Below are 19,823 nucleotides of genomic sequence, written 5' to 3' on the forward strand. Positions count from 1 at the left end.
CTCGGAAAGGACGAGCATTGTCAGCCCAGCGTGTCGACACCACCATCGTCGTCGTAGCCGTTGCCGCCGCCCTTGTCGGTGCAGTGGCGCTGATCGGCGTACTGAGCCAGGCCTGGATGGGCTACGCCCCCTCGCACCTGCTGACATACCTGCCGATGATCCTCCTCCCGATCGCATTCGCCTTGGTCGCGCTGGCCCTGGTCAGGGCAGCACTGAGACGCAGACAGACTGAGGTGGGCCAGAGCTGAAAGTCGGCCACGGTCGCTGTCATCGGCACACGCACTTCCACCGAGGCGATCGTCTCGCCGCGGTATGGTCGCGAAGTCAGCATCGGGCACACACTCACCAAGACAGCGTCGCGCCGAGGCCGGCCACAGCCAACGTCGGCACTCAGGGCGATTCGAGCGGCCATGATGTGGACGGCGCACCGTTCCGGCTGCAGCCCGGCCGCTGAGAAGGCACACGAGCACACAGCCGAATCGAACCTCGGATCGGATCCCGGACCGCGTCAATGCAGCCAGACGAAAGCGTCGGTGACCGAAACGATGGTCGCTGATCCATGCACCACCGAGCATGTCGAACACCGCACCACCGAGCATCACCGACTACGAGCATCATCAAATACGAGCATCACCAGTTATCAGCATCACCAACTACGAGCATCACCAGGAAAGGACACCATGCCAACCGGACGCGTGAAATGGTTCGACGTCGATAAGGGCTTCGGCTTCGTCATCGCCGAGGACGGCTCTCAGGCCTTCCTCCACTCCTCAGTCCTGCCCGAGGACGCTGAAGTCACCAAGGGCACACGCCTCGATTACGACGTGGTCGATTCCCGTCGCGGAGCCCAGGTCCTCAAGGCCAGGCTGCTCTCCGCCCCGGCCAAGATTGCGAAGGTTCGCAGACGTCCGGCCGAAGACATGGCAGTTATGGTTGAAGATGTCATCAAAGTACTCGATGACCTCAACAACGGACTGCAGCACGGCCGCTACCCCGACTCGTCCCACGGGAACAAGGTAGCCTCATTGCTGCGGGCAATTGCCGACGATTTGGAGTCCTGATGTCATCACTCTTCAGTGAATGGTTGGCCGGCCAGAGTGCCGAGCCGACGAATGACCCTGCGCCCGCAGAGGCGGCGTCGGCTGCTGTGACTCCGGTCGAGGCCCAGGCTGAGACGGCGGCGCCGGTGAAGCCGGCCAAGGCTTCGCGGGCGAACTCCGAGAAGGTCGTCCTCGACGCACAGCTGGCCGCAGCCATTGACACCGCGCGTTCAGCCATCGCCGAGGTTGCCGGCAGTTCCGTGATCGGTGACCACTTGGGCACTCTGGCTGAGGGCACCCGCCTGGTCACCCACTACTTCGCGTGCACCGATCCGACCTACCGCGGGTGGCGTTGGGTCGCAGTCCTCGCCCGTGCTCCTCGGGCGAAGAAGGTCACGGTCTGCGAGACGGCACTGCTGCCCGGCCCCGATTCGCTCGTCGCACCGGAATGGGTCCCCTGGGATCAGCGTGTTGAACCCGGCGATCTGACTCCCCGCGACACTCTGCCCAAGGTCGAGGACGATCCGAACCTGCAGCAGGGCTTCGAACAGGTCGAAGAGACCTCGGATGGCAACCTCGACGAGATCCCGAATTTTGAGTTCGGGCTCGGCCGCCGCCGGGTGCTCTCTCCCGAAGGCATCTCTTCGGCGGCCACTAGGTGGGCGGAATCGGAGACCGGTGCAGAATCGGATTTCGCGGCGAAGGCATCGGCCCACTGCTCCAGCTGCGGATACCTCATGCCGCTGGCCGGATCGCTGCGGCAGAAGTTCGGGGTCTGCGCGAACGGCTGGTCTCCGGCCGACGGCAAGGTCGTCGCACTCGACTTCGGCTGCGGAGCCCACTCGGAGACCGACGTCAGCCGGCAGAGCACTGACCCTGCCGAGGCCGTCGTTGACGACTACTCCGCCGGCGAACTCGAGTTCCAGGAGGGCTGACCCAGTCGATGGCGCACACGTTCCGGTCACTGGCTGAACCGAACTACCGACATTGGTTCGCCGGTGCCCTGATCTCGAACACCGGAACGTGGATGCAGAGGACGGCCCAGGACTGGATCGTCCTCACTTACCTGACGAACAACAATGCTTCGGCGCTGGGCATCACCATGGCGCTGCAGATGGGCCCACAGCTCATCATGTTCCCCTTCGCGGGAGCGATCGCCGACAAGTTCTCCAAGCGCAGACTTCTCATGGTCACCCAGACACTGTTGGGGGCCGTGGGGCTGCTCCTGTTCGTGCTCGTCATCACCGACGTCATCGTCCTCTGGCACGTCTACATGACTGCGTTGGCCTTGGGTATCCTAGCCACCCTCGACAACCCTTCGCGGCAGGCCTTCGTCTCTGAGCTGGTCGGTGAGAAACTGCTTCCCAACGCGGTCAGCCTCAACTCCGCATCATTCAACGGTGCGCGCATGATCGGTCCCGCCGTCGCCGGAGTCCTCACCGCACTCATCGGCGCCGGACCGGTGTTCCTGATCAGCGGGCTCGGGTTCGCTGCGACCCTGACGGTGCTCATCCGTTTGGATCAGACCCGGCTGCACCCGTCGGGGCGCCGGGGTACGGGCGGGATCCTGGGCGGATTCAAGTACCTGCGACGACGTCCCGATGTGGCGATCGTGCTGCTCGTCCTGTTCATCGTCGCGACCTTCGGATTCAACTTCAACATCTACACCGCCACCATGGCCAAGATCGAGTTCGGCCAGGACGCCAGCGGCTTCGGTCTGCTCAACTCCGTCATGGCTATCGGCTCAGTCACCGGGGCGCTGATTTCGGCGAAGCGGGAGAAGCCGAGGCTGCGTTTCATCTTCGGCGCGGCAGGCGGATTCGGCCTCGCAGTGGGAACAGCATCTCTGATACCCAACTACTATGTCTTCGCGGCCTCGCTGATGCTGGTCGGCTTCGCGTCGCTGACGATGATGACCTCGGCCAATGCCTATGTGCAGACGACGACTCCTGCACACTATCGCGGTCGGGTCATGGCGATCTACGCGGCCGTCGTCCTGGGCGGGACTCCCATCGGTGCCCCGCTGGCAGGGTGGGTCGCCGATATGTACGGACCGCGGATGGCGATGGGCGTCGGAGCCGCCTCGGGCATCATCGCCTTCGGTGTCGGTCTGGTGTGGATGGTCGTGTCGAAGAACCTGCGCTTGAGCTATGACCCCAGATCTCGCATCCGCCTCCACCTGAGCTATCACGGTCGGCCCTGAGAACCGGGCCGGCAGTCGTCTGCCATCCTGAGCGCGGCGCGGAATCTGGTCGCCTAAGATCAATAGACCCATGAGCAACAGATCGGACAGACAGTGAACGCGGACATTCTCACCTCGGTGCTGGTCGGACTGGCGATCCTCATCGGCTGTCTCGGCATCATCTTGCCCGTGCTGCCTGGATCCATCCTCATCGCGGCGGCCGTGCTGGTGTGGGCGATCATCATCGGCGGGCCGCTGGCCTGGATCGTATTCTCTATCGTCGCCGTCTTCGTCACGGGTGGCATGAGCGCCTCCCTGGTGCTCACGGGCAGAAAGCTCAAGGCGATGGAAGTCCCCAACAAGTCTGTGCTGTTGGCCGGTGGCCTCGGCATCATCGGGTTCTTCGTGATTCCCGTCATCGGCCTGCCGATCGGCTTCATCGTCGGCCTCTACCTCGCCGAACACATGCGGCTGCACGAAGCCAAGGAAGCCTGGGACTCCAGCTGGGGATCACTCAAGGCGATCGGCCTCGGCGCCGCCATCGAGTTCCTGCTCGCCCTGCTGGCGGCGATCACCTTCGGCATCGGAACTCTCATCCACTTCCTCGGCTGAGGGCACGCGAGCGTTGAGGACACGCGAGTGCTGAGGGCCGCATCACGCGCGCAGCACAACGCACCGGCACTCGCACGTCCTCCTGTCGGCCGCTTCGCCTACAGACAGTAGTGCACCCCGCACCGTCCGTTCCGAAGACAACCCCTGCAGAGGGTGGTTTCGGCACTGACGGTGCGGGGTGCTCGAATTGCTGAGGAGGCTTCAGGCCAGGGCGTCGATGACGAAGTCGATGCTTGCCAGCAGCGCTTTGACGTCGTCGGGATCGACGGAGACGAACGTTGCGATGCGCAGTTGGTTGCGGCCCAGCTTGCGGTAGGGCTCAACGTCGACGATGCCGTTGTTGCGCAGCACAGACGCGACGAGGGCCGCATCGACCGAATCGTCGAAGTCGATGGTGGTCACGACCGACGAGCGGTCATCAGGGTTCTCGACGAAGGGATGAGCCACCTCGGTGGCATCGGCCCAGTCGTAGACTAAACCGGAGGTCTCACGAGTGCGGGCGGTGGCCCACTCGAGGCCGCCGTTGCCGTTGATCCATTCGATCTGCTCGGCCAGGAGGACCAAGGTCGTCACGGCAGGAGTGTTGTAGGTCTGGTCCTTGCGGGAGTTCTCGATCGCGGTCACAAGATCCAAGGACGCGGGGATCCAGCGTCCGGAATCCTTGATCTCCTGGGCGCGAGCAATGGCCTTCGGAGACATGATCGCCACCCACAGGCCGCCGTCGGAGCCCATGTTCTTCTGCGGTGCGAAGTAGTAGACGTCGGTCGCGGTGATGTCGACAGGCAGACCACCGGCACCGGATGTGGCATCGATGACGACGAGCGCGTCATCGTCGATGCCTTCGGGACGGGCGATCGTGGTGGCGACGCCGGTTGAGGTTTCGTTGTGCGGCCAGGCATAGACATCGGGTGCGCCATCAGAGTTTCCGGTCGCCTCGGCGAAGGATGCGGGGGAGGGGATGGCGGAGGTGCCGGGTTCGGCCGTGAGGATCAGGGAATCCTGCAGGTGTGGGGCCTCATCGGTGGCCTTCGCGAACTTCTGACCGAATTCACCGAAGGTTGCGTGTGCGGCCCGTTCACGCACGAGCCCGAAGGCGGCGACGTCCCAGAAGACGGTGGATCCGCCGTTGCCTAGGACCACCTCGTAGCCGGAGGGCAGGTTGAAGAGTTCGGCCAGGCCGGTGCGGATGCGAGCGACCAGCTTCTTCACGGGTGCTTGGCGGTGGCTGGTGCCCAGCACATCGGTGGCGGCGGAGTTCAGCGCCTCGATCTGGGCTCTGCGGATGCGGGCCGGACCGGCTCCGAATCGTCCGTCGGCGGGTAGGAGTTCGTCTGGGATCGCTATCTTCGTGGCAGTCACGCTCGACATTCTACGGCGCACCCACCTGTACTCGATGACCGGCATCGTCATGTAGAGACATGTCAGGGTCGGATCGAGTCGTGTCCACCAGCCACGCGGATGATTCCTCGCACCAGTGATGCCTCGGCCAGTCATGCGGTGCCGCGTGTCACCGGCTCGCCGTAGAGTGAGGGTATGAGTGAGCCAGTCGACCGATTGCCGCAGACCCGGAAGTCCTACGAATCCCCGACCTTCGACCGTCCCGAGGTCTCGCCGCTCGCGCTGTTTCGACAGTGGTACGACGAAGCCGCGGCCCACGTCCGCGAACCGAACGCGATGACGGTCTCAACCCTCGACGAATGGGGTCCGTCCTCGCGGATCGTCCTGCTCAAGGGCATTGACGAGACCGGGTTCATGTTCTTCACCGACTTCGACTCCGCCAAGGGTCGTCAGCTGCGTGCCGATCCTCGAGTGGCCGTGAACTTTCCCTGGCAGGACATGGAACGTCAGATCAGGATCAGGGGCCTCGCCGAGGTGGTTGCCCCCGAGGACTCGGACGCGTACTTCGCCGTCCGCCCCCATGGATCCCAGATCGCGGCCAGCGTGTCGAAGCAGTCCCAGCCCGTCAGTGGGCGGGAGCAGATGCAGACAGAATACGACGCCGCCCGGGCAGAGTACGCGGACAAGGATGTGCCCCGACCCGAACATTGGGGCGGATTCCGGGTCCGCGTCTTCGAGATCGAGTTCTGGCAGGGACAGAAGAACCGATTCCATGACCGATGGGAGTTCCGTCGTGCCGATGGCAGTCACGAGCCCGCGGATCTGTCGCAGGCAGCCGCGTGGAACCCGGTTCGTCTCTACCCCTGAATGCGGGCTCGTCCGAGTTCAGGACGCGGCGAAATATTCGTCTCACTTCAAGCGTTACGCGGGGCAGGCAGGGTCATGGTCAATGCACCGACTGCGGGAGTCGGGGTACATGAGCCGATGCTCAGGGCGAAATGGGTTGATCTGTGGCGCCCACGAACCCGGATGTGGCGCGTGGGAACTCTTCACGGCGCCCAGGGGGTAGACGTCAGCGCTGGTTGAACGCACGTGATTGGCTGTACGCGGGATAGGATTGATGCTGAGAACGCCTGAAACGGTCGAATGGGCCTGAAGACGAAGAGTGGAGTGGCTGGTCTGAAGTGAACGACCTCATTGATACAACTGAGATGTACCTCAAGTCGATCATCGAGCTTGAGGAGCAGTCGATCGTGCCGTTGCGCGCTCGGATCGCTGAACGTTTGGATCACTCCGGTCCCACCGTTTCACAGACCGTGGCGCGGATGGAGCGTGACGGACTGCTGCACGTGAGCAACGACCGTCATCTGGAGCTGACAGCCGAGGGGCGTCGGATCGCCACCGAAGTGATGCGCAAGCACCGGCTGGCCGAACGACTCCTCGCCGATGTCGTCGGACTGGAGTGGGAACTCGTCCACGACGAAGCCTGCCGGTGGGAACACGTGATGAGCGAGCAGGTCGAACGCAAACTCGTCGCGCTGCTTCCCGAGACTGCTTCGGGCCCGTACGGCAACCCGATCCCTGGCCTTGACGTGATCGGTGGAAAACTGACGCCAGGCACCGAAGTCGTCGATCTGGCGACCGCTGTGGCTCGCGACGGGGCGAAGGAGCTGCGGATCGCGTGGTTGGCAGAACCTCTGCAGGTCGACATCCATCTGCTGCAGCAGTTCCAGGTCGCCGGTGTCCTACCCGAGAGCGATGTCGAGATCTCACGCAACGGTGAGTACATCACGGTCCAGGTCCCCGGTGCGCAGGACGTGCTCGATCTGCCGCTGGACACAGCCTCGCACGTATTCGCCTACAAGAAGTAAGCCTCGTCAAGAGGTGCGCCTCGTCGAGAAGTACGCCTCGTCGGCAGAATCGCTGGCAAGACAGTTCGGTCACGACCGATGGTCTCGACCAGCATCGATTTGTTACAAATTGGCATTGAACACGGTCCAGGGAGTGGTAGATCACCCCCTGGACCGTGTTGTATAACGAGCAAATGTTACGAATATTTCGATCTATATAGGGTCCCTGACCTGCATGTTTATGGGAAACCTCCGGGATGGTCCCCACGGTTCGTGACAGAAACGTGACAATCGGTCACTGATTGGTTACAGTTGTGGAGGTCGTTCACGAAAGTGACGACTTTGCACCGAGAGCCGCACGCCACGCTCGATGTGAAATCTTCAAGGACCGGAAGTGGCGGTTGGGATTCTTCCAATAGGTGACGAGAGGAAAATGTGGCAACTAAGCAGCATGGCCGCCGCGCCGCTGAAGCCAAGGTCAAGACCCCATTGACCGAACTGACCGAAATCCTGAATGCCAACTCCGCCGTCTTCGGACGCCGTGCAGCCGTTGTTGCTGCCAGCGGTGGTCTGCTCACCGCAGCCGTTCTTCCGGCAGCAGGACAGGGAGCCGACGACAACGTCGCAGTCTCCGCCGAGTCAGAGGCTCAGACACAGGTTGAGTTCGAGAACCAGACGGCGACCGTCACTGCTGGCGACGAATCCAAGGACAAGGACAAGAAGCAGGACGCCTCCTTCAACGCCGACGTTCAGACCGTCACCGCCAAAGCTGCTCCGAAGCCTGCACCCAAGCCAGAACCCGTCGAGACCGCCGAAGACACTTCAGGCGACTCCGCCGGTTCCTCCGATTCCGCAACCGCCGGTTCCTCAGATTCCGGCGACAAGGACAAGTCAGACAAGAGCGAGAGCAAAGACTCCGGGTCTGACAATGCCGGTTCGATCGACGGCTCCAAGGCTCAGCAGGTCATCGGCTGGGCTGCCAAGGGCGTCGGCACCCCATACGTCTACGGTGGAACCTCGCAGGGCGGCTGGGACTGCTCCGGTTACACCTCCTGGGTCTACAGCAAGGTCGGCGTCAACCTGCCTCGCAGCTCGGGAGCACAGAAAGCCTCCGGCACGGTCGTCTCCCAGTCGGAAGCCAAGCCCGGTGACCTCATCTGGCACCCCGGCCACGTCGGCATCTACGCCGGTGGCGGACAGATGTACGATGCCGGCTCCCCAGGTTCAGGCACCTCGAAGCGCAGCTACAGCTGGATGGGCAACGTCACCTTCATCCGCGTTCTCTGATCCAGTTCACACGGAAACTCCCCGCCTGGCTCGACGGTCCTCGAGTCAGACGGGGAGTTTTTGTGTATCCGATTGCCTTAGGCGCACTCCTCCTGTTTGAAATGCCCACCACAGCAGATCGGGCTGGTGACTCGGTACTGCTTGGCTCGCAATCCCGCTGCGGGTGGGCAGGAAGCGATGCTGACCTCGCCGCACGGTGAACGGCAATGAAAGAATCCGTGACGCGAGCGATATGAATTCGGTCACAGGCGAGAGTCGGCGTTACTCTTATTAGGATTGAGTTGGCGTAAGTGATGGGAAATCAGATGGGCCGCAGTCGGATAGTGCGAATAGCCGCTCCAGCTTCTGGCGCGGAGCACATATCTGTGTCTGTCCCTACTTTCAAGGCGTTGTGCTGCGGCACGGCGCCTTTTGCGTTTCCTAGGCCCGTGTCGAACGGACGGGGTCACACTCACACGAAGATGAGGGGCGGGATATGAAGACTCTCGTGCTGAATGCCGGGTACGAACCACTGTCGATCGTTCCGTTCACCAGGGCCGTCGTCCTGGTGCTCACGGGAAAGGCGACCGTCCTGGCCGCCGAGGATATTCCGGTGAGATCCGAACACCTGAACCTCGACCAACCATCGGTCATTCTGCTCACACGCTATGTGCGGCCGCCACATGACCGCAGGGTCTCCCTCTCCCGGCGCGGCGTGCTGCGCCGGGACAACCATCGGTGTGCCTATTGTGCGAAACCTGCGACGACGGTCGATCATGTCATTCCGCGCTCGCGCGGGGGACTCAACAGTTGGGAGAACCTCGTCGCCTGCTGCCGTGAGTGCAACAACCGCAAGGGCAACAGGACCCTGGCCGAGATCGGGTGGACGCTCAGTGTTCAACCTCAGGAGCCGCGGACCGGTCAATTCTGGATGCGCGGGATCGACAAACCGGTCGAGCAGTGGCGTCCGTTTCTGGAGCTGTCCAGAGCAGCCTGAAACGGACACCGCTCCTACTCCCTGTCGTGGTGTCCAGACTGTGGCCCACTTCGGATAACGATGTGACATAGGCTCAGGCCGGCGATCGATTCTGACTTAGGGTGGACACGAGAGAATTTCGCTTCAAGATGAGGAGCTTGCGATGAGTGAGCAGGACCGAACCCGGAACGCCGATACATCACCCGCAGGGGAACCCGACGCCGTTATCGTAGGCATCGACGGTTCACCGCCCAGTCGCAATGCACTGGCGTGGGCAGTCCAGGAAGCCAGATCTCTGGGCAAGTCGATCCGTCTGGTCGGCGCCTACACGATCCCCAGCGTGGCTGCGGCCGCGATCGACGTCTCCTACGTTCCGATCGATGACACGTCGATCCGTGCGGCAGTAACGAATACACTCAAGGAAGCCGCGGCCGAGGTCAAGGCTGCTGGTGTGCCAGTCGAAGCCGTCATCGAAATCGGTGACGCAGCCGGTGTCCTCATCGACGAATCGAAGTCGGGAAGCCTGGCCGTTGTCGGCTCCCGCGGTCGAGGCGGATTCGCCGGGCGCCTGCTCGGTACCGTTTCCAGCGCCCTGCCAGCCCACTCCGCCTGCCCGACCGTCGTCGTTCCGGCCTCGTGGCAGTCCGACGTGGAGAAGACCGCGCACCCCACCTCCTCACGGCCCATTCGCCAGGACGGCATCGTCGTCGACGAGCCCGATCCGAATGTTGAGGCCATCGAGGGATTGCGCTTCGACGGCAAAGTTGTCGTCGGCGTCGACTCCCTCGGTGCCGAGTCCCCGGCACTGTGGAAGGCCGCTCGGCTGGCCGTGCGCCGGGGATCACCGCTGCACATCGTTGCCGTCATCACCACGACCGTCATCGGGCCGGAATGGCTGCCGAGCACCGCGGACCTCGAACGGCTGGTCAATGAGGGCGCCGATAAACTCGTCGTGGCCAAACAGCACCTGCAGGCCGAGTACCCGAACCTCGATGTCACCTGGACCCTGTTCGACGGCCAGCCTGCCGAGGTGCTCGTTCGTGCCTCTGACACCGCCGAGGTGCTGGTCATCGGCTCTCGCGGTCGTGGAGGCTTCGCCGGACTGCTCCTTGGTTCGACCTCGCAGTCAGTGCTGCCGTACTCGCAGTGCCCGACCATGGTCGTGCGTGTCGCCCGCGACCACAACAAGCGTCGACACGAGGGAGAGGCTCCTGAGCCGGGGCTGTGAAGGCCGTGGCGAAGGAACTGTGATCATTCGATGATTCCAACTGGATCCCGCCTGCACGGCCACGAGCCGATGCAGGCGGGATCCGGCATCGCATAGGTGAGCACGAGATCAAACTGACGTGTGACTGCTTCTGCGCCCCCGGGCAGATTCGAACTGCCGGCACCCGCTTTAGGAGAGCGGTGCTCTATCCCCTGAGCTACGGGGGCGATGTGGTCTTCTTCAACCACGACCACCCAGTGTAGCGTAGAAGAAACCTGGATGTTTCACGGTGTGCCAGCAACTATTCAGTGAAATTTCTCGTTAGGGTCGAATTGTGCCAGATTCCGTTGTTGACGATCAGTTCCCAGAACTCGACGATGTCTATGCCGAGTGGAAACAGCAGGCCGCCCAGCTGGGCGGTCGCGACACCATGCTCCATTTCCGGGATTCGCGTGATGGCAGCATCGATCTCTCCGGAGCCCACCCGTCTGGTCTAGCTCAGCTTCTGGCCGGTCGGGCCACCCGACTCTCCAGCCTGGTTCGTGACCACGAGGTCCTCGCTGACGCACGCCGCCGAGCAAAGTCGATCCGGTCGAAAGCCGAACAGCTCGACAATGAACGCGGAATTCAGACGGCGCACCTGGCGATCGGCTTCGCTTCGTGGACGGAAAAAGACTCAAAGTACAAGTTCAACGCCCCTGTTGTGATGCGCCATGTCACGCTCGTTCCCCGCGGCTCCCGCGTCGAGGACTTCGAGATCGTGCTGGGCGACCGGATCATGATCAACCCCGCACTGGTCCAGCACCTGGCCGAGGTCTACGACCTCGACGTTCCCGTCGACGAATGGGTCGACGCCACGGGAGGCCCACACGGCTTCGACCCGGGGCCGGCCCTCGACCGCCTCCGCGATCTCGCGCAGCCAGTGCCCGGGCTGCGCATCAACCATCGTTTCGTAGTGTCGACGTTCGCGAACATCGCGAACCCGTTCACCACGGACTATCTGCCCACACAGCACCCGATCCTTCGCGCACTCGCCGGCGACGAAGACGTGCGAGGCGCGCTCGGCGGCCCGTCCTACGTTCCGACTCCGCAGCAGGAAGCGCGTCAGGACATCGCGTCGGATGCCGACAAACAGCACACCCCTGACCCAGGCGCAGCCGCTGGCGACGACGACTTCTCTCAACCGACGGTACCGATCACTGACGGCACCCTGCCCGAGGCGGCTAAGGACCTGGCCGAAGGCTCAGCGGAATCCGCTTCAGCCTCCACCGCATCGGCCCAGGCCTCCTCGGTCGACTCCACGTCCGCAGAGGCCCCTTCGACCGATGCGGACAAGACATCTGCAGCTGCCGACACCGCAGCTGAGAGCATCGCAGAGGAGGACTCCGCAGCGGGTGGCACTGGGGGCGATGAGAGCGCACAGTCGGATCGGGACACCGATGAGACTGCCGCAACTGACCCGAAGTCGACTGACCCGAAGTCGACGGACCCGAAGTCAACTGAGTCGAAGACATCAGGCTCAGCGACGACGGCCGCTGCTGGCAAAGCAGAAGCGACGACGGGTGCTGCTGCCAGTGAAGAATCAGACGCCGCAGCGTCAACGACCGAAGCGTCAGAGGCCGCAGCATCAGAGACCGCGTACGGCCAGAACACAGAATCCGGGGCGGGCACGAACAGCTCTGCTGGTCCGGACGCTGCCGAATCCGACGATGATGATGTCGTTCCGGCCGCACTCAAGGAACCCGTCACACCTCTCCCTGATCGCAAACCCCAGGAAGAATTCCTTGTCATCGATGTCGACGGTGACCAGCAGGCCGTCGTCGACGCCGCAGTCTCCGGGCGCTCCGTCGTCGTTGACACCCCACCCGGGACCGGTGCCACCCAGGTCGCAGTCGCGGTGGCCACAACACTTGCCCACACAGGAAAAAGCGTTCTCTTCCTGGCCCAGACCGCGGACGCGCTCGACGATTTCTCCTCCCGCCTCGGCGAGGTCGGACTCTCAGAATTTGCGGTGGACACCCGCCAGGGCACCGGCGCGATCCGGGACCAGCTCGTCGGCCTCATCGGATCAGCAGAGAAGGCCGAACGCCCCGACCTGAGCGGGCTGCTCAACGAACTCAACGAACAGCGCGAGACACTGAACGAACATGTCTCCTCACTGCATCGTCGGCGTGAGCCCTGGGACGTGTCCGTCTACGAGACGATGCAGCACCTGGCAGAACTGACCTCCGGCGAGAATTCTCCGCAGACTCCTGTCCGATTCGGTGAAGATCTCCTCGGCGCCAGCGATGACCGTCGCAACGCTCTGCGCGGAAAGCTCAGCGAGCTGGCAACATTGGGTGCCTTCACCCTCGATGTCGAGGACACCGTCTGGTTCGGCGCGGACCTGAAATCAGTCGAAGAAGCCGAAGCCGCACGAACCGTCGCCGAGCGTCTCGGCCGGACCATCCCTGACCTGGTCAAGGCCGTCGAACCAGTTCTGTCCAAAGCCAAACTGAACCCCCGCCGCAACCTCGCTGACTGGTCACGTGCGATCAAGGTGCTGCTGCGGGTGCGCACGACCCTCGACAACTTCGCCCCCGACATCTACGATCACCGACTCGACGATCTCATCGCCGCGACCGGAACCGCAGAATACCGTTCCGAGGTCGGCGTTGAGATGGGCCTGCTCCAGCGCAAGCGCCAAAAGAAGTCTGCGAACGAGTTCCTGCGCCCCGGCGCCGATGTCAGCGACCTGCATTCGGCGCTGATCGATGTCCGGTCCCAGCGCATCGTGCTCCAAGACCTCGCCGGTCATGACGGTCGCCCGCAGATCCCTCGCGGCGTCGTCGAAGCCGATGAGATCCTGCAGGACGTTGAGGCCGACATTGCCAAGATCGCTCCCATTCTGGAGACCACCCCCGATGGTGGCGACCTGAGTTCAATGCTCATCGAAGAGCTGCAGGCACGAACCGAAGCCATGGGCCGTGACTCGGAGAACCTCGCCGAACTTCCGGAACGATCCCGAATTCAGCGCGAGCTGACGGACGAGGGCCTGTCCGATCTGCTCACTGACCTGCGCCGTCGCAAAGTCGACACCACGCTCGTCGGACAAGAGTTCGATCTGGCCTACTGGGCGTCCGTTCTGCAGAGGATGGCCAGCGAGGATCCGCAGGTGGGCCGTCACGATGGTGCCGCACTGCACCAGGTGGCTGAAGGCTTCCGCGAGAACGACCGTGCCTTCGTCGCAGCAGGTGCGGGCCGCCTGCGGTACAACCATGCTCAGGCGTGGAAACGGGGAATCGACAACGACCCGATCTCCGCCGGAGTCATCAAACAGGAAATGCTCTCCCCGCACACCTCTGTGCAGACCATGTCGACACGGGCTCCCGAACTGCTGACGACTCTCGCACCGGTGTGGATGGCCAGCCCGTACTCAGTTCCCGAGCTCTTCTCCGCACTGCCGCTCTTCGACGCAGTGGTCATCGCCGATGCCGGCCGCCTTTCGGTCCCCGACGTGGTGCCCGCCATCACCCGGGCCCGGCAGGTCATCTCACTGGGCGATTCCAGACTGCTGGGACCACGTCCCTTCTCGATCGCGGTTGAGCGCTGGGGAATGGACGATGGGAATCATCCGAGCTCAGTGCAAGAGCGCCTCGGCGAGTTCCTGCCGCGAATGGAACTGTCGAACTCCTACCGTCAGTCGCCGGTGGGGCTCATCGATTTGGCGAACCGACACTTCTACGATTCCACGATCACAACGATGCCGACCGCGCACACCGGTGAGGGCACCGGCCTCGAGTTCTCCTACGTCGCAGACGGCAGGGGCCCGACGGACATCGGCACCGGTCGTGTCGAGAGCCCTGACGCCGAGGTCAAGCGGGTCGTCGAGCTCGTGCTCAAACACGCCCGGAACCGTTCGCGTGAGTCATTGGCCGTCGTCGCACTGACCGCGCATCACGCACAGCGCGTTGCCACCGCGATCTCTCGGGCCATGAAGGATCTGCCCTATGTTGCGGCATTCTTCAGCGATTCGAGCAAGGAACCCTTCGTGGTCACCGATGCCGAACGAGTCCAGGGAATGTCCCGCGATGCAGTGATCTTCACCTTCGGCTACGGGCGGACCGTCCACGGTCGCGTCATCCACGACTTCGGCGCGCTGTCCGGTCCCGATGGGGAGCGGATCCTTGCGGCCACGATGACCCGGGCGCGCAAACGCCTCACCGTGGTCTCAAGCATCGAATCGGATGACTTCGATAAGAACAGACTCACCGGGGGAGCTGTTCTGCTCCCACGACTGCTCGACGAAGTGGCCGCCGGTGGCGTCAGACAGCCCGGGCCGCACGGCGAGATCTACGATCCGCTGTTCAACGACATCGCCGATCGTCTGCTGCAGCTCGGCGTGGTCGCTCATGAACATTACAACGGGATCGATCTGGCGGTGGCGAATTCGACCGAGGACGAGCACGGAATGATCATCGCCGTCGCCGGAGACGGACCGGAATACGCCTCCGTCCGCAGCCTGCGCCAGCGCGACCGCGTCGTGCCCGAACAGTTGGCCCGTCGCGGGTGGAAGTTCATGCGCATGTGGTCCACCGATGCCTTCGTCGATCCGCAATCGGAGTCCGAGAAGATCTTCGAGGCGTGGAAGTCCACGGTCGAGAAGATGAGCCCGCAGGCTGTCCTCAACGCGGCTCGTGCCGCCTCGGTCGTCGTGGGCCGGACCGGCAGCCGGCCCAAACTGGTGCCGGGTCTGCCCATGCACAAGTACTCGGACTCTGGCCTTGACGCAATGATCGACTGGGTCCAGTCCGATGCCGTCGTCCGTGGTGACGGTGAGATCAAGGATCTGCTGCGCACGGCTCTGGCTCAGAAAGGCAACTCCGGTCGCGGAGACTCCCAGCTGCAGGCGGCCGTGGATCGCTACCGTCAGCGGCATGCACAAGCCAAACGAGTCACCGGCGCCGAGGTGCTGGTTCCCCAATCACATCAGCACAGTCCCATGGAGGACGAGGTCGTTCCCACCTTCGACACTGGGAAGATCAGGGCCGACGAGCTGCGTCAGGCGGGTCTGATCGAGACCGCGAGCAATGAGCAGGTGTCGAGCCCCGACGCGCAGGTTGTACCCGGCAGCACACAGGAGAATCCTCGTGGATTCTCCGAGTCCATCAGTGGTGTGCAGGAGACTGCTGCCAGTGATGCTGGTGCTGAGGAGGAACGTCCGAGTGCAGCCGATGTCGAGCCGCGCACGGATGGCTTGCAACGAGATGAGTGATGAAACCCTCGGGGCACAATCGCCTGAGGACGAGCATGCACACGCCGCGGAACCTGCCGATCACTGCACTGAACGTGCACCTGAAGAGGAGCAGGAGACCAGCCAGCAGAAGAAGGCGCGACTCGAGGCGGCAGTGCGGAAGTATCGTGCCACGCTGCGCAATGAGGCCGAGACCGGCAACCCGGGCTTCAGCGCCGACTACTACCGGGCACAGAAGCCCCCGCACTGGTGACCTGGCCCGACGTCTTCCCTCTTTGAGGGGTGAGAAGCAACTGAGTCTGAACGAGACCAACTGAACCCGAGCACGACCGATTGAGCCTGACCATGACGATGGCCCGTCTCCCCAAGAGGGAAACGAGCCATCGTTGCCCTGGCACCAATCAGTGGCGCGGGGGCGTCGTCGGTTCGGTATCGTCAAACGGGCCGGCGGTGCTGGCAGGACCTTCGGCAGGACCACCGACGGTGGTGGCCGCCTGGGTGCGAAGGATTTCGCGGATGTCGCCGAGCAGATCCTCGGTGGTCGGAGGAACTTCTTCCTCCGGAGCTCCGCGCTTGCGCAGCTCGTTGAGCTTGTTCATCGGGACGATGATGATGAAGTAGACGATGGCGGCGACGATCAGGAAGTTGATCGCAGCAGTGATCACAGCGCCCAGGTCAATGGTCGTCTCTGGGACGTTCTCCTTGATCTGGAAGGACAGCGCAGGCCCGTCCGCGCCACCGACGGCAGCGATCAGCGGACTGATGATCTTATCGGAGAAGGCCGTCACGATTCCAGTGAAGGCGCCGCCGATGATCACCGCGGTTGCGAGTTCGACAACATTTCCTTGGAGAATGAAGTCTCTGAAGCCTTTAAGCATTAGAGGCACCCTTTCGGCGCATATGTCAACATCAATACGGTGTGAAACACTTCTATTACGACTATATGATACACACAGGCAACTCGACTTTGCGTCGAAGACATGCGAGCTATCTGCCGCGAAAAGACTTGGTTAGTCAGGGGCGAAACGGGGCAGTGAGGGCGGCCGGTGGTCATACGGGTCTCGGCAGCGGTTCAGCGTTGAATCAGCGCGGAAGGATGGCGAAGCTGATTGGCATCCCGGCGAATTCTGCGATCCTTTCGGCATCATCCGAGGACAATATCACCGAGACAAGCTGCCCTGTTTCAGCGGAAATGCCGTCGCCTTTGTCGACCAGTCGGGCTATTGTCACTTCCTTCACGACGACATCCGAGCCCCCATCCGGGAGTGAGCTGAACAGGCGGATTCGCTGTCCTGGCTGCAGGAGTGCTGCCGAAGCATCGTCGGCTAGGCGCACTGGCATGAGGAGATCTGTGCTGCCTTCCGGCAGCGCCTGCTGGTCGAGAACCGTCGACTGCGTCAGCGGCGAACCCCGAGACAATCCAGCCGAGGTTCGCTGGTGATCGGCGTCTGAGATTGAAGTGAAAGCCTTGTCCGGGACGAGCTGCGTCGGAAATTCGACAACTGTCAGGTCCTGAGATCGAAGTTCAGTTCCTGGCGGCAGATTCCTGTTGGCCACGACGATGGACGTTCCGCCCTGGTCCGGGGTGAGGATCCAGACCACGAGTGCACATGCACATGCGAAGCAGACAGCCGCGGCGATCCGCTGTGGTTTGACCCGTGAGGACTTCGACCAGGTTGACGCTCTGGCTCTGATGCGGCGCATGATTCCCATGCCCCGAGCCTGGTTGTGCGCAGATGCTCGGGGCAAGTGAGCAGACTATGCCTGTGGACAGTCGTCATGTGTCCACAGGCCAATCGCCCATGAGTGAGCGGTCAATCCACAGCTGCAGTGCGAGTCGATAACGAGTCTGGGCACAAGCGATGTCGTGCTGCAGGCACAAGCACTGTCGTGAAGCCGGCGGGCACATACGTTGCATCGAGAGCCGGTCAAGGTGTCGGCACGATGCCGACGGAGTCAGCTGGCTGGGGTGCTGCTGGCTGCCGGGGTGCTCTTGGCCGGTGAGCTCGATGTCGATGAAGACGAATCCGAAGAGCTCGACGATTCCTTTGACGAGCTGGATGAGTTCGACGAACCAGACGAACTCGAGGAGTCGGCGTTTGCGGAAGAGGAGACTGTGCTCGAATTGCTCGCGCGAGAGTCGGTGGCGTAGAAGCCGGAACCCTTGAAACTGATTCCCACAGTGCCGAAGACCTTTTTCAGGCGTCCCTGGCATTCGGGGCAGACCGTGAGCGAGTCATCGCTGAAGTCTTGGTGGATATCAAAAGCATGACCACAGCTCTTGCAGGCGTAGGAGTAAACGGGCATTCGAGACCTTTCTTCGACGAGAAGATTATAGTCCACTGCGCTTGGCCGCGAGTAACGCTTGGGGTGAGCGGTTCAAACGGCCGTGTCTTGTCCACAGGGTCTCGCGCGCGAGTGGGTTCCTGCGGCCCACAATCGAGCATCGGCGACACACAATCATGGGTGGACCCCATCACAGTCGCTGCTGGAGCCGATCAGCCTCTCGGTTCAGACGAAGGAGTGAACACCGTCATCGGTCACGGCCCGGGAGATCTGCAGGTCCCAGGGTTCAACGGTGAGTCCTGAGAGCCCGATCTCGGTCGAGAAGCAGACTCCGTAGATCAGGCCAGTGTGGTCGTTGCCTGCCAGGGGCACCTCGCCCTGCGGGCCGAACGTGCGGTCGTAGAAACCTCCACCGTTGCCCAAGCGGGCACCCTGGGGCCCGAACCCGAGGGCGGGGACGAACACAAGGGCAGGGGCCACCTCGGCGGACAGGAGGTCAGGGGCGGTGAGTGTGGGGGAGGGTTCACGAATTCCCCACTTTCCGCGAGGTTCGATGGTGGTCATGGATTCGGTGACGGCACCGAACATGAGGGCATGACCGACCTTGGTGACTACGGGAAGGTAGACGGTTCCGCCGTGGGCAAGGAACCGGTCGATGAACGAATCCATGTCGGGTTCGCCAGCCAGGGCGGCATAGGCGAGCACCGAACGGTCACTCAGGTCCAGGTCCGGCCACAGGCTTTCGACCACTCGCCAGGCAGACTCGGCGACCGACGACTTCGTCGCAGCGGTTGACGATTCAGGGTCCGTGGCAGTCCGAGTTGCACGTTCGGAACGTATGCGTGCACGCAATTGCGCCTTTGAAGTTTCTGCATCCACGCTCATCAGCCTAATCGGAGACGCCGTGATTGGTTAAGATGAACTGCATGAGTGATGAATCGCAGCGCACAGTGCGCAAGGCCGTGATCCCCGTGGCCGGTCTGGGTACCCGTTTCCTCCCCGCCACGAAGGCGACGCCCAAGGAGATGCTGCCTGTCGTCGACAAACCGGCCATCCAATACGTCGTCGAAGAGGCAGCCGATGCCGGACTCCAGGATGTTCTCATGATCACGGGTCGCAACAAGCGACCCCTGGAGGACCACTTCGACCGCGTCGACGGTCTCGAGGCCGCACTGGCGAAGAAGGGCGACACAGAGAAACTCGCCGCTGTTCGTCACGCATCCGAACTCGCCGACATCCACTACGTCCGCCAGGGTGACCCGAAGGGGCTGGGCCACGCCGTGCTCAAGGGCCGCCAGCATGTGGGCCAGGAACCGTTCGCGGTTCTGCTCGGTGACGATCTCATCGACGAACGCAGCCCGATCCTGCCGAAGATGATCGACGTTGCCGAGAAGACCGGCGGCAGCGTTGTCGCGCTCATGGAGGTCCCGCCCGAAGCGATCCACCTCTACGGGTGCGCCGCCGTTGAAGCCACCGACGATGACGAGGTCGTCAAGATCACCGGGCTGGTCGAGAAGCCCGAACAGGGCCAGGCCCCGTCGAATCTTGCGATCATCGGCCGCTACGTCCTCGCACCGGAGATCTTCGACGTCCTCGAGACCACGAAGCCGGGTCGCGGCAACGAAATCCAGCTCACCGACGCCCTCCAGACACTCGCCGAACAGGACGGCGGCAACGGCGTCTACGGAGTCATCTTCAAGGGTGCCCGCTATGACACGGGAGACAAACTCGACTACCTCAAGGCTGTCGTGCAGATCGCCAGTGCTCGCGAGGACCTGGGCGCTGACCTCAACAGCTGGCTCAAGGAATACGTGGCAACGCTTCCCTGAACGT

At 62.8% G+C, this 19,823-nt stretch carries 18 protein-coding genes, 1 tRNA gene and 1 pseudogene; 14 read left to right on the top strand and 6 right to left on the bottom strand.

Annotated elements, in window-relative coordinates; translation table 11 throughout:
• The first annotated feature begins 17 nt into the window (after nt 1–17).
• From BANT918_RS10070 to BANT918_RS10090, 5 genes are all read left to right on the top strand, one after another.
• Nucleotides 18–248, top strand: coding sequence for a hypothetical protein (locus BANT918_RS10070; RefSeq protein ID WP_101620114.1), 231 nt, complete (start codon nt 18–20; stop codon nt 246–248).
• A 432-nt stretch (nt 249–680) separates the two neighbouring features.
• On the top strand, nt 681–1,061 hold the full coding sequence (locus BANT918_RS10075; RefSeq protein WP_101620232.1) for a cold-shock protein: 381 nt from the start codon (nt 681–683) through the stop codon (nt 1,059–1,061).
• Nucleotides 1,061–1,975 carry a DUF3027 domain-containing protein gene (locus tag BANT918_RS10080; RefSeq protein WP_101620115.1) on the top strand — a complete coding sequence of 305 codons (915 nt, stop codon included), beginning with the start codon at nt 1,061–1,063 and terminating at the stop codon, nt 1,973–1,975. Before BANT918_RS10075 ends, BANT918_RS10080 begins: the two co-directional genes overlap by 1 nt.
• Nucleotides 1,976–1,983: 8 nt before the next feature.
• On the top strand, nt 1,984–3,243 hold the full coding sequence (locus tag BANT918_RS10085; protein ID WP_101620116.1) for an MFS transporter: 1,260 nt from the start codon (nt 1,984–1,986) through the stop codon (nt 3,241–3,243).
• A 93-nt stretch (nt 3,244–3,336) separates the two neighbouring features.
• Nucleotides 3,337–3,834 carry a DUF456 domain-containing protein gene (locus BANT918_RS10090; protein WP_101620117.1) on the top strand — a complete coding sequence of 166 codons (498 nt, stop codon included), beginning with the start codon at nt 3,337–3,339 and terminating at the stop codon, nt 3,832–3,834.
• A gap of 201 nt (nt 3,835–4,035) precedes the next feature.
• Here BANT918_RS10090 and serC read toward each other — a convergent pair whose 3' ends face one another.
• Complete coding sequence (serC, locus tag BANT918_RS10095) at nt 4,036–5,193, bottom strand: phosphoserine transaminase (protein WP_101620233.1); 1,158 nt, start codon at nt 5,191–5,193, stop codon at nt 4,036–4,038.
• A 174-nt stretch (nt 5,194–5,367) separates the two neighbouring features.
• Between serC and pdxH the strand changes: the two genes are divergently transcribed.
• The 5 genes from pdxH (at nt 5,368) to BANT918_RS10120 (ending at nt 10,492) form a co-directional block, all read left to right on the top strand.
• The gene (gene pdxH, locus BANT918_RS10100) at nt 5,368–6,039 is read left to right on the top strand and encodes a pyridoxamine 5'-phosphate oxidase (RefSeq protein ID WP_101620118.1); all 672 of its coding nucleotides are present in this window, start codon (nt 5,368–5,370) and stop codon (nt 6,037–6,039) included.
• Between the two features lie 317 nt (nt 6,040–6,356).
• On the top strand, nt 6,357–7,043 hold the full coding sequence (locus tag BANT918_RS10105) for a metal-dependent transcriptional regulator (protein ID WP_101620119.1): 687 nt from the start codon (nt 6,357–6,359) through the stop codon (nt 7,041–7,043).
• A gap of 414 nt (nt 7,044–7,457) precedes the next feature.
• On the top strand, nt 7,458–8,309 hold the full coding sequence (locus tag BANT918_RS10110; protein ID WP_101620120.1) for a C40 family peptidase: 852 nt from the start codon (nt 7,458–7,460) through the stop codon (nt 8,307–8,309).
• A 475-nt stretch (nt 8,310–8,784) separates the two neighbouring features.
• Nucleotides 8,785–9,285 carry an HNH endonuclease gene (locus BANT918_RS10115; RefSeq protein WP_101620121.1) on the top strand — a complete coding sequence of 167 codons (501 nt, stop codon included), beginning with the start codon at nt 8,785–8,787 and terminating at the stop codon, nt 9,283–9,285.
• A gap of 142 nt (nt 9,286–9,427) precedes the next feature.
• On the top strand, nt 9,428–10,492 hold the full coding sequence (locus BANT918_RS10120) for a universal stress protein (protein ID WP_101620122.1): 1,065 nt from the start codon (nt 9,428–9,430) through the stop codon (nt 10,490–10,492).
• 133 nt (nt 10,493–10,625) lie between these two features.
• On the opposite strand, the gene BANT918_RS10125 is transcribed toward BANT918_RS10120, so the two are convergent.
• Nucleotides 10,626–10,698 (bottom strand) — tRNA-Arg (locus BANT918_RS10125).
• Between the two features lie 107 nt (nt 10,699–10,805).
• On the opposite strand from BANT918_RS10125, the gene BANT918_RS10130 reads away from it, so the two are divergent.
• Together BANT918_RS10130 and BANT918_RS10135 are read left to right on the top strand one after the other, a co-directional pair.
• A complete protein-coding gene (locus tag BANT918_RS10130; RefSeq protein ID WP_101620123.1) occupies nt 10,806–15,725 on the top strand; it encodes a DUF4011 domain-containing protein in 4,920 nt (1,639 codons plus the stop codon).
• Nucleotides 15,718–15,957: a hypothetical protein gene (locus tag BANT918_RS10135; protein WP_101620124.1), complete on the top strand. Its 240-nt coding sequence runs from the start codon at nt 15,718–15,720 to the stop codon at nt 15,955–15,957. The genes BANT918_RS10130 and BANT918_RS10135 overlap by 8 nt, the downstream gene beginning before the upstream one ends.
• Before the next feature lie 148 nt (nt 15,958–16,105).
• Here the strand turns inward: BANT918_RS10135 and mscL are convergent, their stop codons facing one another.
• Nucleotides 16,106–16,582 (bottom strand): large conductance mechanosensitive channel protein MscL, encoded by a 477-nt coding sequence (gene mscL / locus BANT918_RS10140; RefSeq protein ID WP_101620125.1) that lies wholly within the window; start codon nt 16,580–16,582, stop codon nt 16,106–16,108.
• Between the two features lie 205 nt (nt 16,583–16,787).
• Complete coding sequence (locus tag BANT918_RS10145; protein ID WP_101620126.1) at nt 16,788–17,417, bottom strand: SAF domain-containing protein; 630 nt, start codon at nt 17,415–17,417, stop codon at nt 16,788–16,790.
• Between the two features lie 256 nt (nt 17,418–17,673).
• Here BANT918_RS10145 and BANT918_RS18095 point away from each other — a divergent pair, with 256 nt between their 5' ends.
• Nucleotides 17,674–17,856 (top strand): hypothetical protein, encoded by a 183-nt coding sequence (locus BANT918_RS18095; protein WP_418904417.1) that lies wholly within the window; start codon nt 17,674–17,676, stop codon nt 17,854–17,856.
• Between the two features lie 14 nt (nt 17,857–17,870).
• Here BANT918_RS18095 and BANT918_RS18100 read toward each other — a convergent pair.
• Both BANT918_RS18100 and BANT918_RS10155 read right to left on the bottom strand, forming a co-directional pair.
• Nucleotides 17,871–18,011 (bottom strand): annotated as a pseudogene (locus tag BANT918_RS18100) (FmdB family zinc ribbon protein); the annotation flags it as partial.
• A 204-nt stretch (nt 18,012–18,215) separates the two neighbouring features.
• Complete coding sequence (locus BANT918_RS10155; protein ID WP_101620128.1) at nt 18,216–18,875, bottom strand: 5-formyltetrahydrofolate cyclo-ligase; 660 nt, start codon at nt 18,873–18,875, stop codon at nt 18,216–18,218.
• 41 nt (nt 18,876–18,916) lie between these two features.
• On the opposite strand from BANT918_RS10155, the gene galU reads away from it, so the two are divergent.
• A complete protein-coding gene (galU, locus tag BANT918_RS10160) occupies nt 18,917–19,819 on the top strand; it encodes a UTP--glucose-1-phosphate uridylyltransferase GalU (RefSeq protein ID WP_101620129.1) in 903 nt (300 codons plus the stop codon).
• Nucleotides 19,820–19,823: the final 4 nt, after the last annotated feature.

The organism is Brevibacterium antiquum CNRZ 918, from assembly GCF_900169145.1.
GTDB lineage: Bacteria > Actinomycetota > Actinomycetes > Actinomycetales > Brevibacteriaceae > Brevibacterium > Brevibacterium koreense.